Origin of the sequence: Limnohabitans sp. T6-5 (assembly GCF_003063315.1) — a bacterium.
Taxonomy (GTDB): Bacteria; Pseudomonadota; Gammaproteobacteria; order Burkholderiales; family Burkholderiaceae_C; genus Limnohabitans_A.
Genome location: NZ_NERV01000002.1, coordinates 1,017,826 through 1,032,643, shown reverse-complemented (window position 1 = coordinate 1,032,643; position 14,818 = coordinate 1,017,826). Strand labels below are relative to the sequence as shown.

Annotated in this window: 16 protein-coding genes; 11 read left to right on the top strand and 5 right to left on the bottom strand. The window is 58.2% G+C overall.

Annotated features, from left to right (window positions below; translation table 11 throughout):
* Nucleotides 1-9 precede the first annotated feature (9 nt).
* From ssuD to B9Z51_RS10645, 8 genes are all read left to right on the top strand, one after another.
* Nucleotides 10-1,146: an FMNH2-dependent alkanesulfonate monooxygenase gene (ssuD, locus tag B9Z51_RS10680; RefSeq protein ID WP_108374373.1), complete on the top strand. Its 1,137-nt coding sequence runs from the start codon at nucleotides 10-12 to the stop codon at nucleotides 1,144-1,146.
* A 10-nt stretch (nucleotides 1,147-1,156) separates the two neighbouring features.
* Nucleotides 1,157-2,077 (top strand): aliphatic sulfonate ABC transporter permease SsuC, encoded by a 921-nt coding sequence (ssuC, locus tag B9Z51_RS10675; RefSeq protein WP_108374371.1) that lies wholly within the window; start codon nucleotides 1,157-1,159, stop codon nucleotides 2,075-2,077.
* Nucleotides 2,078-2,090: 13 nt separating this feature from the next.
* On the top strand, nucleotides 2,091-2,903 hold the full coding sequence (locus tag B9Z51_RS10670) for an ATP-binding cassette domain-containing protein (RefSeq protein ID WP_108374369.1): 813 nt from the start codon (nucleotides 2,091-2,093) through the stop codon (nucleotides 2,901-2,903).
* A 37-nt stretch (nucleotides 2,904-2,940) separates the two neighbouring features.
* Nucleotides 2,941-3,156, top strand: coding sequence for a molybdopterin-binding protein (locus B9Z51_RS10665; protein WP_108322464.1), 216 nt, complete (start codon nucleotides 2,941-2,943; stop codon nucleotides 3,154-3,156).
* A 44-nt stretch (nucleotides 3,157-3,200) separates the two neighbouring features.
* Nucleotides 3,201-4,565 (top strand): LLM class flavin-dependent oxidoreductase, encoded by a 1,365-nt coding sequence (locus B9Z51_RS10660; RefSeq protein ID WP_108374367.1) that lies wholly within the window; start codon nucleotides 3,201-3,203, stop codon nucleotides 4,563-4,565.
* Nucleotides 4,562-5,488, top strand: a complete 927-nt coding sequence (locus B9Z51_RS10655) for a CysB family HTH-type transcriptional regulator (protein WP_108374365.1) — start codon at nucleotides 4,562-4,564, stop codon at nucleotides 5,486-5,488. The genes B9Z51_RS10660 and B9Z51_RS10655 overlap by 4 nt, the downstream gene beginning before the upstream one ends.
* Before the next feature lie 94 nt (nucleotides 5,489-5,582).
* Entirely contained in the window at nucleotides 5,583-5,942 is a 360-nt protein-coding gene (locus B9Z51_RS10650; protein ID WP_108374363.1) for a type II toxin-antitoxin system RelE/ParE family toxin, read from the top strand.
* Nucleotides 5,942-6,262, top strand: coding sequence for an XRE family transcriptional regulator (locus B9Z51_RS10645; RefSeq protein ID WP_108374361.1), 321 nt, complete (start codon nucleotides 5,942-5,944; stop codon nucleotides 6,260-6,262). The genes B9Z51_RS10650 and B9Z51_RS10645 overlap by 1 nt, the downstream gene beginning before the upstream one ends.
* A gap of 23 nt (nucleotides 6,263-6,285) precedes the next feature.
* On the opposite strand, the gene B9Z51_RS18965 is transcribed toward B9Z51_RS10645, so the two are convergent.
* Nucleotides 6,286-6,417, bottom strand: a complete 132-nt coding sequence (locus B9Z51_RS18965) for a hypothetical protein (RefSeq protein ID WP_255419305.1) — start codon at nucleotides 6,415-6,417, stop codon at nucleotides 6,286-6,288.
* Between the two features lie 113 nt (nucleotides 6,418-6,530).
* Here B9Z51_RS18965 and B9Z51_RS10640 point away from each other — a divergent pair, with 113 nt between their 5' ends.
* Complete coding sequence (locus B9Z51_RS10640) at nucleotides 6,531-7,400, top strand: TauD/TfdA family dioxygenase (protein ID WP_108374359.1); 870 nt, start codon at nucleotides 6,531-6,533, stop codon at nucleotides 7,398-7,400.
* A gap of 357 nt (nucleotides 7,401-7,757) precedes the next feature.
* On the opposite strand, the gene B9Z51_RS10635 is transcribed toward B9Z51_RS10640, so the two are convergent.
* The 3 genes from B9Z51_RS10635 to B9Z51_RS10625 form a co-directional block, all read right to left on the bottom strand.
* A complete protein-coding gene (locus tag B9Z51_RS10635; RefSeq protein ID WP_108374357.1) occupies nucleotides 7,758-10,136 on the bottom strand; it encodes a DEAD/DEAH box helicase family protein in 2,379 nt (792 codons plus the stop codon).
* Nucleotides 10,137-10,443: 307 nt separating this feature from the next.
* The gene (locus tag B9Z51_RS10630) at nucleotides 10,444-12,108 is read right to left on the bottom strand and encodes an RNA-binding domain-containing protein (RefSeq protein ID WP_108374355.1); all 1,665 of its coding nucleotides are present in this window, start codon (nucleotides 12,106-12,108) and stop codon (nucleotides 10,444-10,446) included.
* A 105-nt stretch (nucleotides 12,109-12,213) separates the two neighbouring features.
* Nucleotides 12,214-12,423, bottom strand: a complete 210-nt coding sequence (locus B9Z51_RS10625; protein ID WP_108374353.1) for a hypothetical protein — start codon at nucleotides 12,421-12,423, stop codon at nucleotides 12,214-12,216.
* 64 nt (nucleotides 12,424-12,487) lie between these two features.
* Between B9Z51_RS10625 and B9Z51_RS10620 the strand changes: the two genes are divergently transcribed.
* Entirely contained in the window at nucleotides 12,488-12,667 is a 180-nt protein-coding gene (locus tag B9Z51_RS10620; protein ID WP_369959074.1) for a TauD/TfdA dioxygenase family protein, read from the top strand.
* 618 nt (nucleotides 12,668-13,285) lie between these two features.
* On the opposite strand, the gene B9Z51_RS10610 is transcribed toward B9Z51_RS10620, so the two are convergent.
* A complete protein-coding gene (locus B9Z51_RS10610) occupies nucleotides 13,286-13,693 on the bottom strand; it encodes a tautomerase family protein (protein WP_108374351.1) in 408 nt (135 codons plus the stop codon).
* A gap of 104 nt (nucleotides 13,694-13,797) precedes the next feature.
* On the opposite strand from B9Z51_RS10610, the gene B9Z51_RS10605 reads away from it, so the two are divergent.
* Entirely contained in the window at nucleotides 13,798-14,700 is a 903-nt protein-coding gene (locus B9Z51_RS10605) for a LysR substrate-binding domain-containing protein (RefSeq protein WP_108374349.1), read from the top strand.
* Nucleotides 14,701-14,818: the final 118 nt, after the last annotated feature.

Below are 14,818 nucleotides of genomic sequence, written 5' to 3'. Positions count from 1 at the left end.
AAGAACACCATGGACATTTTCTGGTTCATCCCCCTGCACGGCGACGGCCGTTACCTTGGTTCGCAACAAGGCGCCCGCGCCGTGGACCACGCCTACATGAAGCAAGTGGCGCAAGCCGCTGATGCGCTGGGTTATGGCGGGGTGCTGCTGCCCACGGGCCGCTCCTGCGAGGACTCCTGGATTTCGGCTGCCAGCCTGATCCCGGTCACCGAACGTCTGAAATTTTTGGTGGCGCTGCGGCCCACCACCATCTCGCCCACGGTGGCTGCACGCCAAGCCGCCACGCTCGACCGCCTGAGCGGTGGTCGTCTGCTGGTCAACGTGGTGGCGGGCGGCGACTCGGCTGATCTGGAGGCCGACGGTACCTTTCTCAGCCATGACGAGCGATACGAACACGCCCGCGAGTTCCTGCATGTCTGGACGCGATTGCTGAAAGGCGAAGAAGTCACGTACGAGGGCAAACACATCCAGGTCAAAGGTGCCAAGCAGTTGTTCCCGGCGGTGCAAAAGCCTTACCCACCCCTGTACTTTGGGGGCTCGTCCGATGCTGCGCACGATCTTGCTGCCGAGCAGGTCGAGCTGTACCTCACCTGGGGCGAACCCCCAGCCGAGGTCGAGAAGAAGTTCAACGATGTGCGCCGCCGCGCCGAAAAGCTCGGTCGCAAGGTCAAGTTCGGCGTGCGCCTGCACGTCATCCCGCGCGAGACCAACGACGAAGCCTGGGCCGCAGCCGACCGCCTGATCTCGCACCTGGACGACGCCACCATTGCCAAGGCGCAAGCCAACATGGCCCACATGGACTCCGAGGGCCAAAAGCGCATGCGTGCCTTGCACGGCGGCAACCGCGCCAAACTGGAGATCAGCCCCAACCTGTGGGCGGGCGTGGGCCTGGTGCGTGGCGGCGCGGGCACCGCGCTGGTGGGCGACGGCGAAACCATCGCCCGCCGCCTGAAGGAATACCAGGACATCGGGGCCGAGTCCTTTGTGCTCTCAGGCTACCCGCACCTTGAAGAGGCCTACCGCTTTGCAGAACTGGTGTTCCCGCATGTGGGCATCCAGGCGCCCGGTCAGCACAAGGTCGCGCCCGTGGGCGAGGTCATGGGCAACGCCGTCGTGCCGCCTGAAGCCAAAGTGGCGCAAAGCTGAGGGGGGCCGCATGAGTCATGTGCAAAACACGTCCGACGCCGAGATCGACAAAGGCGATTTGTTCCTCGACGTTTATCCGCCCGAGGTGTCCTCCACCTTGGCGGCCGAGCAGTCTTGGGGGTTGAACGTCGCGTCCTCACCGATCGACTGGCAACCCTTGCTGCAGTTTGTGCAGTCTGTGGGGCAAAGGCTGCTGCCCTGGCTGGTGCCGCTGGCGCTGGTCATCGTGTGGCAGCTGTCGTCCACACTCGGCTGGCTGTCTACTCGGGTGCTGCCCGCGCCCCTGAGCGTGGTTGATGCCGCCTGGAAACTCGCCGAATCGGGCGAACTTTGGACCCATGTGCGCATCAGCGCGGGCAGGGCGCTTTTGGGCCTGGCCATCGGTGGTGGCCTGGGTCTGGTGCTGGGCTTGCTCACGGGCTCGGTGCGTTGGCTCGAAACCCTGCTCGACTCCACCATCCAGATGGTGCGCAACATTCCGGCGCTGGCGCTGATCCCGCTGGTCATCCTCTGGTTTGGCATCGAAGAAAGCGCCAAGCTGTTTTTGATCTCGGTGGCGGTGTTCTTCCCGATCTACATCAACACCTTCCACGGCATTCGCAATGTGGACCCGGGTCTGATCGAGATGGGCCGCACCTATGGCCTCTCGCGCTGGGGCCTTTACCGCCAGATCATCCTGCCCGGTGCCATGTCATCCATCCTGGTGGGCCTGCGTTTTTCGCTGGGCCTGATGTGGGTGATCCTGATCGTGGCCGAGACCATCTCAGCTCAAGCGGGCATCGGCTACCTGACCATGAACGCCCGCGAGTTTTTGCAGACCGATGTGGTGCTGGTGGGCATCTTGCTCTACGCCGCATTGGGCAAGCTGGCAGACGTGTTTGCCAAAGGCCTGGAGAAGTACTGGCTGCGCTGGCACCCCGGCTACCAATGAACGGAGAGAGCAGATGACACAAGAAACAACATCCAAAGGGCAGGGCGGCGTGCGCGTGCAAGCGCGGGACTTGGGCAAAAGCTACGGCCAGCGACAAGTTCTGCAAGGTACGGAACTGCGCATAGAGCCAGGCGAATTCGTCGCCATCGTGGGCCGCAGCGGCTGCGGTAAAAGCACCTTGCTGCGCCTGGTGGCCGGGTTGGAGCCTGCCACGCAAGGCGAACTGCTGCTGGACGGTCAAGCCGTGAAGGGCCTGAACGACCACACCCGCATCATGTTCCAAGAGGCGCGCTTGCTGCCCTGGCGGCGCGTGCTCGACAACGTGGCCCTGGGCCTGCCCGAGTCGGGCCAAGCCGCTGCCGCCAAGGTGCTGGCGCAAGTCGGCCTGGGCGACCGCCAAAAAGAATGGCCCGCACGCCTGTCGGGCGGGCAGCGCCAACGCGTGGCCCTGGCCCGCGCCCTGGTGCACAACCCGCAACTGCTGCTGCTCGACGAGCCGCTGGGTGCGCTCGATGCGCTCACCCGCATCGAAATGCACGAGCTGATCGAAAACCTCTGGAAGGCCAACGGTTTCACGGCCCTCTTGGTCACCCATGACGTTCAGGAAGCCGTGGCGCTGGCCGACCGTGTGATCCTGATCGAAGACGGCGCGATTGCGCTGGACGAGCGCATCCCACTGGCACGCCCCCGATCACGCGGCGATGCCAGCTTTGCCGCCATCGAGAAACGCATCCTCGACCGCGTTCTGCAGCGCGAAGACCCAGAGCCCAGCGTGGACACCTCGTGGATCAGCCCCCCTGCGGGTGGCCTGCGCTGGGCCATCTGAACCTCTTTTTTCAAACGGACTTTTCAAGGAGAAAACCATGTCCATTCAAGCCATCAACGTTCGCAACCAATTCAAAGGAAAGATCAAAGAGATCATTCGCGGCGATGTCGTCTCTGAGATCGATGTCGAGACCCCCTGGGGCATCGTGACCTCGGTCATCACCACCCGCTCGGTGGACGACCTGGCGCTCAAAGTCGGCTCCGAAGTCGTGGCCCTGGTCAAGTCGACCGAAGTGTCCATCGCCAAGCTGTGATCGCTCAACGCTGATCCTCTCTGGCCCCCAGTGAAAGAACAACAATGACTCAACAAAAACAACCACGGCAACTGCATCTGGGGGCCTTCTTTTTTGGCGTTGGCCACCATCTGGCCGCCTGGCGCCACCCCGACGTGGATCCCTCCGCTTCGACCACCCTGCGCACCCTGCAAGACTGGGCGCGTCAGGCCGAGGCTGCCAAATTTGACGCGGTCTTCTTTGCCGACAACGTGGGCATGAGCGACGGTCCGGCCGACGTCATCACCCGCAACGCCTTGCCTTACCCTTTTGACCCCTTGCTTTTGCAAAGTGCCCTCGCGGGCGTGACCGAGCGCATCGGCTTGGTGGCGACGGTCTCCACCACCTACCTGCCGCCCTACCATCTGGCGCGCAAGTTCGCCACGCTCGACCACCTGAGCGCTGGTCGCAGCGGCTGGAATCTGGTCACCTCGGGCAGCGAATTTGAAGCCAAGGCCTTTGGCCTGCCGCACCAGCTCGAACACGCCGAGCGCTACAAGATCGCCCACGAATACGTCAAGATCACCCAAGGCCTGTGGGACAGCTGGGAAGACAACGCTTTCATCCACGACAAGGTCAACAACCGGTTCTTTGACACAGACAAGCTCCACCGTGTGGCGCACCAGGGGCTCAAGTTCAACGTGCAAGGCTCGCTGCAGGCCCCACGTGCACCGCAGGGCTACCCGGTGCTGGTGCAGGCCGGCTCGTCCAACGACGGGCAAGACCTGGCTGCAGCGACGGCCGAAGTGGTGTTCACAGCACAACAAACCGTGGAAGACGCCCGTGCGTTCTACACCTCACTCAAGTCGCGCCTGCCCGCCTATGGCCGCACAGCCGATGACCTCAAAATCATGCCCGGCATCTCGCCCTTTGTGGCCCGCAGCCAGCAAGAGGCGCAAGAGAAGTTCGAGCAACTGCAAAGCCTGATCGACCCGGTGCTGGGTCTGGGCCTGCTGTCGGCATTCTTGGGCAATGTCAATCTGTCGGGCTACAACATCAACGACCCCTTTCCGCAAGACCTGCCCGTGACCGAGGGCTGGAAAAGCCGTCAGGAACTTTTTGCCAAATTGGCCGCCCGCGAGCACTTGTCGATTCGCCAGCTGTATGAGCGTGTGGCCAGCGCCCGTGGCCACTGGACGCTGGTGGGCACGCCCGAGCACATCGCCGACCAGCTGGAGCACTGGTTCAAGACCGGCGCGGCCGACGGCTTCAATGTGCTCGCGCCCACCTTGCCGCATGGCCTGAAAGACTTTGCTGAGCTGGTCATCCCCGAGCTGCAGCGGCGCGGTCTGTTCCGCACCGAATACACAGGCCGCACCCTGCGCGATCACCTGGGCCTGAGCCGCCCGGCGCACCCATCGGTCAAGGCAGGACAAGCGGTGGCGGCATGAACTTCCAGCAACTCAAATCGGTGCGCGAGGCTGTGCGGTGCGGCTTCAACCTCACCGAAGTGGCCAACATGCTGTTCACCTCGCAGCCTGGCGTGAGCCGCCAGATCCGCGAACTGGAAGACGAGCTGGGCATCGAGATCTTTGTGCGCAACGGCAAACGCCTGACGGGCCTCACGCCGCCGGGCCAGGCGCTACTGCCTTTGGTGGAGCAGCTGTTGTTGGGTGCAGAAAATATCAAGCGTGTGGGCGATGATTTCAGCGCCAAGCTCAATGGGCAACTTTCGATCGCGGCCACCCACTCGCAGGCGCGCTATGCGCTGCCGCATGTGGTGCGTGACTTTCGGCAACTGTTCCCTAACGTGTCATTGCACCTGCACCAAGGCTCGCCCAAGCAGGTGGCCGAAATGCTGCTCTCGGGCGAGGCCGACATCGGCGTGGCCACCGAGGCGTTGGCGCAATACCCTCAGCTGGTGGCCTTGCCGTGTTACCGCTGGACGCACAGCATCGTCGTGCCGCCGGGGCACCCGCTGCTGGACCACAGCGGGCCCGTGACACTGGCGCAACTGGCGCAGTTCCCCATCATCACCTACGAGCACGGCTACACCGGGCGCTCGCACATCGACGACGCCTTTGCCAAGGAAGGCCTGAGCCCCGATGTGGTGCTGACGGCCATGGACGCCGACGTGATCAAGACCTACGTCGAGTTGGGCATGGGTGTGGGCATTGTCGCGTCGATTGCGGTGGACCCGGACCGCGACACGCATTTGCGTTTGCTGGACGCTGGGCACCTGTTCGAGATCAACCAAACCCGTCTGGCTATCCGTCGCGGAGCATGGTTGCGCGGCTTCGCCTACAGCTTCATCGAAACCTTTGCGCCCACACTCACGCGTGAGGCGGTGGAGCAGGCGCTGGCGGTCAGCTGACCCAACCCTGTAGGAGCTGCGCCCCCGCCGCGATGGCATCGGTATCATCCGCATATGCCCTTGACGAAATATTCCTTGAAGGGTATATTCATGCATGACTTGGGATGTCGAATACACCGATGAATTTGGTGACTGGTGGGCCAGTCTGACGGAAGCCGAACAGGTTTCTTTGGCTGCCTCGGTCCAGTTACTGGAAGCGCGTGGCCCGTCATTGGGGCATCCGCACAGCAGCGGCATCAACGGGTCCCGGCATGGCCACATGCGTGAACTCAGAACGCAACATGCCGGACGCCCTTACCGCACGCTTTATGCTTTTGACCCGCGACGTATGGCGATTTTGTTGATCGGTGGTGACAAGACCGGTGACGACCGCTGGTACGACGTTCATGTGCCTATCGCCGACCAACTGTATGACGAACACCTCGAACAACTTCACCGCGAAGGAGAAAACTGATGGCCAAGAAATTTTCTGACTTGCGTGCTGCCATGAGCCCTGCGGCACGCCAAAAAGCCGACAGCCAAGCGAAGGCCATGTTGTCGGAGATGCCGCTCAATGAACTTCGCCAGGCGCGTGGCTTGTCGCAAAAAATGCTCGCCGAAGTTCTCCACGTGCAGCAGCCCTCCATTGCCAAAATGGAAAAGCGGACCGACATGTACCTGTCCACCTTGCGCAGCCACATCGAAGCCATGGGCGGCGAGTTGGATGTCATTGCCCGATTTCCGGATGGCGTGGTCAAGATCAGCAACTTCAACGACTTGGGGTCAGCGGCCTGAACGGATCGTTCTTCCAGCCCATCTCAAGCCAGCGACAAGCTGGCTTGCTTTTTTGGAAACCTGTCAAACCACTGCAGGATCGTGTCGGCCATCGTGGCCGGGGTGCCGACCACCACCAGGTTGCCAAAGCGCCCGCACAACGAAGCAAATGGCATGAACAAACGCTGCACTGATTTGCACATATCGATGTGCCAAAACCTTCTTTGACCTGAGTGCGAATGGTTTTTAAGGTAGAGCCATCTCAAGTCAATTTTGAAAGGAACACGAGATGTCCAAACTCAACGATCTGCCCCAGGCATACACCCGCTTTGCGGTCGAGCCCTACACCCCCACCATTGGCGCCACCATCCATGGGCTGGACTTGTCCAAGCCCCTGAGCGACGTGACCAAAGCCGAGCTGCAAGATGCGCTGGCCCGCCACGAAGTCATCTTCTTTCGCGACCAGATCATCACGCCCGCGCAGCAGGTCGAGTTCACCCGCATCTTTGGCCATGTGAACGAAGTCAAAGCCTTCTTCCCCCGCGTGGAAAGCCAGCCCGAAATCGAGATTGTGGAAAGCACCGCCCAGCGCCCCAGCGCCGCCAACAACTGGCACGCCGACATCACCTGGCGCGACAACCCGCCCGTGGGCACCAGCCTGTATGCGCAAGTCATCCCGGCCAGCGGCGGCGACACCCTCTGGTCCAGCCTGACCACGGCGTTTGACCAACTGCCCGCCGAGTTCAAGGCCTACCTGGAAACGCTCACCGCCGTGCACACCTGGGAGATCAGCCGCTGGACCGAATACCTGCTGGGCAAAGACAGCAGCGGCCAACAACTGGCCGAGGCCCGCGCCAAATACCCCCCGGTGGAACACCCCGTGGTGCGCGTGCACCCGATCACCGGCAAAAAGATTTTGTATGTGAACCCCACATTCACCAGCCATATCAAAGGCCTGCCCCGCGCCCAGAGCGATGCACTGCTCACGCAGCTGTATGCGCTGGTCACCGTGCCTGAAGTCCAGGCCCGCCTGCGCTGGCAGCCCAATACCTTGGCCGTGTGGGACAACCGATCCACCCAGCACTACGCCGTGGGCGACTACTTTCCGCAGCACCGCAAGCTGCACCGCATCACCTTCACGGCGGATCAGGCGTTCTGATCGCATACCCCTTGTCGACTGAACCTTGGCGGGTTCATTTGGCCCACGGCGAAAGCCGTGGGTTTTTGAGGTTGCTTGCAGTGCATCCCGTGGGGAGACAGATGACCTATTGATTGGGCACCATGATGGTTAAATTTTTTCTTGCGAATGTCCATCATGCCGCTGTCCTCATCCTTGTAGGAGTCCACCCCTGTGGGCAATGGTTTTCGGGGCGTGTGCCACGCCCATCGCCCACGGGGTGGGCTCTTACCCCAAGACACTTACCGTGCCTTTCGTTCAAGACTTCACTGGGCCGGATCAATCAGTTCACCCCAAACTTTGTTAGAGAATTTGCAGGAAAAACCGGTGCAGTCGTGCTCAGTCGAATGATTCGCTCTTCGAGCTGTCCTTTGTGACTTCCTGAGTCATCCGATACCCCATGGCACGGTAGCCAATTTGCCGCTTGTCCCACATTCGCAAAAGTGCCGGATGGCCCGTGTCCACGAAATCGATGATTTGAACATCGGACTTGTTGGCGTGTTCGCGGTGCAAACGCCCTGCATATTGTGCAAGTGTGCCTTTCCACGAGATGGGCATGGCGAGCAACAAGGTATCCAGTGGTGGGTGATCGAAACCTTCGCCGACCAGCTTACCGGTGGCCAGCAAGACGCGAGCTGCATGGGGCGGTAAAGCGTTCAGTTCTGAAATGACCGTAGCGCGTTGCTTCTTTGGCATCTTGCCATGCAGGACAAATAACGCAGGGCAGGAGTCAGGCAATGCCGCCTGGATTGCTTCCAGATGTTCAGTGCGTTCGGTCAGAACCAATACCTTGCGGCCCAGAGCATACGCCGACGAGACTTCGGTTGCGATGGCTTGTGTGCGAGCTTGATCGGTCACCAAGTGTTGAAAAACTTGCTGAATCCCCGCATCAGCTGGCAAATGAATGGGTGCAAATCGGGTGTGGGGCAGTACTTTCAAGTCATGCGGCCCACTTGTTGGTTTTGCTGCTGTGTACCGAATCGGCCCGCATTGCATGAAGATGATGGGTTGTTGTCCATCGCGCCGAATCGGAGTTGCTGTCAAGCCCAGAATGTATTTGGCTTTTGTTCGCTTGAGTATGGCGTCGAAGGACGCAGCACCGACATGGTGGCATTCATCAACGATTACCTGACCGTAGCTTTCTACCAGAGGATTCACCTCGCCATGTCGGGAGACTGACTGCATCACCGCGATATCGATTCTTCCGCTCAGTTGCGTCTTGCCGCCGCCCATGGTGCCGATCATCCCTTTTTCAACATCGAGAAATGTCTGCAGTCGTTCTTTCCATTGTTTGAGCAATTCAGTTCGATGGACCAACACCAGCGTGTTGACACTTCGGCGCGAAATCATGGCGGCGGCGGTGACTGTTTTGCCAAAGGCTGTTGGAGCGCACAGCACGCCTGTGTCGTGATGCAACATGCCAGCAACGGCGGCTTCTTGGTCAAGCCGTAAAGATCCCAGGAATGAAACATTTAAGGACTCTCCGTTGAAGCGCTCGTCCAGCAGATCACAGCTGATGTTGTTGTCGCGTAAAAGACCCCGAGCCGCATCCAGGCACCCGCGAGGCAATGCAATGTGGTGCGGAAAATTTTCGGCACAGCCAATGACACGCGGCTTGTCCCAAACCGACATGCGCATGGCCTGTGCTTTGTAGAAATCAGGATTCTGGAAAGCAGCCAGACGGATCAAGCGATTGGCCAATGCTTGCGGAAGTTGCGCCTTCTCAAAATAAACCAGATTGGCCAGCGTGACCTTCAGCGACTTGGGCAGATGCTCAGTCAGCTTTTTGTCTGATGTCATCTGTCGCTTCCAGGGTCTTGCCAAATCCTCTTCGTCGATGAAGGTCACATCCAAGGGGTGGCCGCCATCCGTGGCGCGTAAGATGGTCGGTTCAATGTCTTGCACTGCCATGGGCTGTATAGAAGCCAGAAACCGCCATTGATCTGGATACGGTTGCAGATTTGCATCCACGAAAACGCTACAGCCACTTTCTCGGGGTTTCTTTTGCAGTGGCAAGGCAATTAAATTCCCAAAGCCACCTTTGGGCATGGTGTCCTGATTGGGGAACAGTCGGTCGTAAGAGTTGAGCTTCAGTTGCCGGGTTCGTGTGCAAGTGTGACTGATGAGGGCTGTGCCCAAACGCCGTGCATCGCGTGCAGGAACGCGATGTTCAAAGAATACCCAGGCATGTGCGCCCTGGCCTGATCGTGAAATTTCAAGGGCTGCTGACACGCCCAGTTCTTCGCAGGAGCGCATGAACGCTTGTGCGTCGTCTCTCCAATCCGCCTCGTCAAAGTCAACGGCCAAAAAATAGCAGCAGTCGTCTTCCAGCAATGGATAGATGCCAATCGTGTGTTCGCCTGCCAGATGCCCATAGATGACCGAATCAACCACTGGAATCAACACACGTTGACTGCATTCGCTGCACTTGATGCGAGGTTTTTCGCAAAAGCCTCTGCGCCACTCATTCGCACAGGCTGGAGTGTAGCCAGACCTGCCGGAACTCTGGCCTTCCCAGCGAACCGGGTACACGTCTGTTCGTCCGCGAAAAAGACGACGGAAAAGAGCAACTTTTTCAGCGGTGGACAGTGTCGAGGATTCATGCATCGGCAACTTGGCGGGCTGCGGTGCCCGCCATTCAATGCCATGCGCTTCAAGCAACACGACCAAGCGGGCATTTTCGGCCCGAAGGTGCGTAAGTTCAGAATCTTCAGTCATCGAAGCCGGATTCGGCCGACAAAGCAGTCCACCACCGCCAGCACGGTGGCCGACTGGTTGGCCGGGGTTTTGAACTTGATCTTCATTGCGCGATGACCTTTTGCCTGTGTTTGTGGAGTCTGCAAACGCCACAAACTGTTTTGTGGAGCCCAAAAGCTGTTTTAGGCTCCACAAGTGTTACTTTCTTCTCTGCAAATTCTCTTCAATCACATGTTTATGAGAGTCATGCTGACCGAAATAAGTCATTGATTTCATTGGAAATAGTCGGAAATCTCTCGGCAAATCTCTCATTTTTGTCTGCAAATCTCTAATTCATTTGGGTCAGTTGCCAGCGCGGTGCAGCGTCCGAGCCCACGTTCACAATCGCCCCCCGGCGGCGCAGCTTGCCCAGCAAATTGCTCACCTTGGTGTACTTTTGTCCATCGGTCAAAGCATCGCTGAGTTTGCCCAGCAGCAGTTGGTTGATGTCGGCGCGATTGGCCTCGCCGTTCACCGCCAAGTAGTCGGTGATCTGTTTGATGTAGAAGGCGTCGTCCTGCCCGCGAGTGCGGAGGTAGGCAGCTACGCTGCCCGTGGCCTTGGCAATGTGCGCGGCCACATGAAGGTTGGGCTTGCGCCCCTCAATCAAGCCAAATTTACGCAGACGGTCGGCCGCTTCAGTGGGAATGGGCAGCTTTTTCTGCACACGGTCCAGGGCCAACACATCGGCCAAAGGCAAATCCGTCTTCTGGATCAAGAGACGGCTGTACGCCAAATCCACCACGCTGCCATACACCGTCATGCGCACCGCCCCTGCTTCGCTCAGGTCGTAGTCGGGCATGGGGAAGTAGCGGCGGGCTTGCTCTCGGTGCATCCAGTGAATGCCGTAGCCCATGGTGTCGATCATGTTCAGCTCCGCCATGGCTTGGGCCAAAAACGGGTTGCGGTAACGCCGGGGCGTTTTGTTGCCCGCAATGTAGTCATCGGGCTGACCATCAAAAAACTGCCCCTCGTTCTCAAACACCAAGGTGGCGGGGGTTTCAGTCACCACAATGCGGCCACTGCGGCTGTAGTCCTGGTGCGCAATGCAGTTGTGCAAAGCTTCCAGCACCACACGCCTGTCGTACTTGGACACCTCGACCGGAATTAAGACGTTGTCGGGCAGGATGCGAATTTGAACGTTACGAATGCGCTGATACAGCTCACTGGTGGCCACCAAAAACGGCAAGCCAAAATGCTCATAGGCACGCTCTGGCCCTTCCAGCTTCCAAGTCAGTTGCGCGGGGTGTGGCGAAAGCAAATGCGCAGATGTTGATTTGCCCAACAACAGCAAAGTGCCCCGCGTAATCTGGCCATCGCGCAACAAGTGCGCACGCTCTAAAAATGCAGCCACTGGCCAGGCCATCACCTCTTCGGCAGAAAAACGGTTGGCGTACTTTTGGGCAAAAGCGCTGCGTGCCAATTGCAAAGCGAGTTCATCCAAATGCGCCAAGGTGGCACCCGGCACCAGCTGCGCCGTCCAATCCGTCAGCAGCGTTTGCTGGCGAATTTCATCGAGCTTGTCCAAGCCCAAAGATGTGCGGCTTTCACCCGCACGGGCGTAGTAGTGCCCCTTCCAGGCAATCGGCATGCCCCGGGGTGCGGGCGGCACCTCCATCAGCACCACTCGGCCAGCCGCGTGTTGCAACACATGGATGTTGCGCAAGGTGACGCTGGGTTCTGTGCTGTCGGCAATCTGGCTCTTCAGGCTTTGCAAGCGCTCGGGCTGTGGCCGGTAATCGGAGCCCACCACACTGCGGGTTTTGTTACTGACACCAAACACCAGCCAAGCCCGGTCCACGCCACGCAAGTTGGCCTCGTTGGCCAGGGCAGAGAAATATTCACCGATCTTGTCAGTGTCGTAGTCATTGCCCGCCTGTTTGAACTCGACCACCTCGTTCTCCCAAGTGGCCATGAGTTCATCCAGCAAAGCACTTAACGCGGCTTGGTCCATGGCTGTTCCTGTCAGAGGCACTTGACTTCGGTCGAATGCGAAAGCTGCTTGAAGATTGGCTCCACATTGTTCTTGATGTCATCGCCAAACAAGCGGTTGATGTTGTCAATCAGTTTCATGTTTCTTCTTCTGCTCCACAGCGCTGACTGGTGCATTTGAATCGGCTTTTAAACCGTGCTTTTGCGCGTAGGCCAAAACCAACACCTCGACCATGGACGCGACAGAACGGTGCTCCCGCGCCGCAGCCAGCTGCACCAACTGTTTAATGTCTGCTGACGTGCGGATAGACAAAGTCTCATCCTTCAGGCGTTTCATGGCTTTGTATTTTGATGATCTTGTTATGCGAATGTACTGCGTTTTTTGAGCTGATTCAGATGTCCTGCTTGAGACCCCTGCCTGGGCTGATCACAAAGCCCGAAGTCCGGCCCGCCTGCGCTGGCAGCCCAACACCCTGGCCATGTGGGACAACCGGTCCACCCAGCACTACGCCGTGGGCGACTACTTCCCGCAGCACCGCAAGCTGCAGCGCATCACCTTCACTGCTGATCAGGCGTTCTGATCGCACACCAGTTGTCTCCTGAACCGTGGTGGGTTCGTTTGGCCCACGGCGCAAGCCGTGGGTTTTTTTATGGCTATTTATGGATATTTGCGGCTATGTTCAAAACAGACACCCTCCAGATCACCCCCAACGTGTTGTCGCTGGTTGCCCAAATTGACGAGTTCAAAGGGGCTTGGCGTGCGCTGGGCTCACTGGCACCAGAACGTCTGCTGGTTTTGAGAAAGCGATGCGTTCCTAGCCCAGCTGCATGCGCTGATGACCGTACATGACGCTGCCAAACCAAGTCACTCACCGTGCGGGACAACCGATCTACCAAGCACTAGCAGATTGCTGAAATACCTCCCGCCGAAAGCCCTCCTTCAGCTTCGTGGTCTTGACCCCGTAACCCAGCATCGCGCTAGAGAAGTTGTTGTGTGCCATGTTGCTGCTCGTCAGAAACGGTGAGTATTTCAGCAGCCTGTTGGGCATCGCAGCGATGCGACACCTACCCTATAAATATGCACACCAATCCAAACGCAGGGCGGAACACTTCAAGCAAACAGAATGGTATGCAGCACATTCAACAAATATGCGAACAGGGCTTTTGTGATTTGAAGCCCATTGGCGCACCTAATCCAGTTACTTTGGTGAGCCGACTTGTTGTACCAGTGCCATGGCAAATACACCATGTCCTACAGACCAGTCAGAGTAATCGTTTTCATGCATGAAGATGAAAATGTCTGACGGTTTCACCCCAGCAGTGACCTCAAGGTTGCGGGAGATGCTTGCGTATAAGTTGCGCTTCATGGCATCGCTTCGGCCACGGCGCATGGTGATTTCAATCACCACCACACGGTCTGATCTTTCGACGCCATTGAAGTTAGGGCTACACGCAAATTGGCCGGGAGCGTAGTGAGACACCATATTGAACAGCTCATCCTGCGGCATGCCGATGCTTTCTACCAATGCATCGTGAATCCCTTGCACAATGCAGCGCTGATTCTCTGGGCTGGTGTCTATGGGTAGGTTGGTCCGAATAAATGGCATGTGATCTTTCTTTAATTGGCTTTGTGAAAGATGGATTTTGTGGTTCTAAAACACTAAAGAAAAGCGATTTATGCGCCATCTTTATGTGACTTAAACTCAAATACATGAAACGCCAACTTCCTCCTCTACATGCCTTGCGAGCCTTTGAAGCTGCTGCGCGCCTGGGCCGAATGAGTGCTGCAGCCCTTGAACTGTCCGTGACACCCGGGGCGATCAGTCGCCAAGTGCAGCAACTGGAACGCATCCTCAATGTGAAGCTGTTCGAAGGTTCAAAAAATAAGCCCATGCTCACCCCGACAGCTCAAACACTGCTGTCGGCGCTATCGCCCGCACTGGACCAGATAGAAGCAGCGGTAAAGGCCGTAAGCGATACCAACTGTGGCACGCTAGACGTGGCCTGCTTCAGCACCTTCATGGTGAAGTGGCTCATACCCAGGTTGTTTGATTTCAAGGCGCAATATCCAGACATTGAAATCCGGCTACAAACCACCCAGCGTGCTGACGATCCTGACCAAGAACGAATGGATTTGGTCATTGCAGTCCAAGAGCTCACACCCAATATGCCGAACATATTGCCCTTGTTTCCTGAACAGCTAGGCCCCGTTTTGGCACCTTCGCTCGCGGCCAGTACTGACTTGAAAACGCCACTCGATTTAGAAGGGAAAACGCTGCTGCAGTCCAAGGGCCGTCTAAATGCCTGGTCAATGTGGGCAACTGCCATGGGGTGCGCCACCCCACAGGGACCTGGCCCCACATTTGATCATTACTACTTTGCGCTTGAAGCAGCTGTTGGGGGTCTGGGCATTGCTGTTGCGCCGAGGCATTTGGTGGCCGACGATATGCTCGCAGGTCGCTTGGTAGCGCCGTTTGGTTTTAGCAACAGTGGTTTGCATTACGTTGCAAAACGCCGTCCACGGCACAACCTTCGTCTTGATTTCTTTTGCGACTGGCTTCAATCGCAGGCAATTCTATTTGCTCCACACGATTACATATTCACACCGACGTAACTGCCACCGGCTGGTATTGGCCAGAAGCAGTCGCATGCAGAGTACCTCCGACCGATGGCTCTCGCTGCAATCAGTCTTTCTCCCAGATTGACCGCAGTCCAAATCGGACAGCCCACCC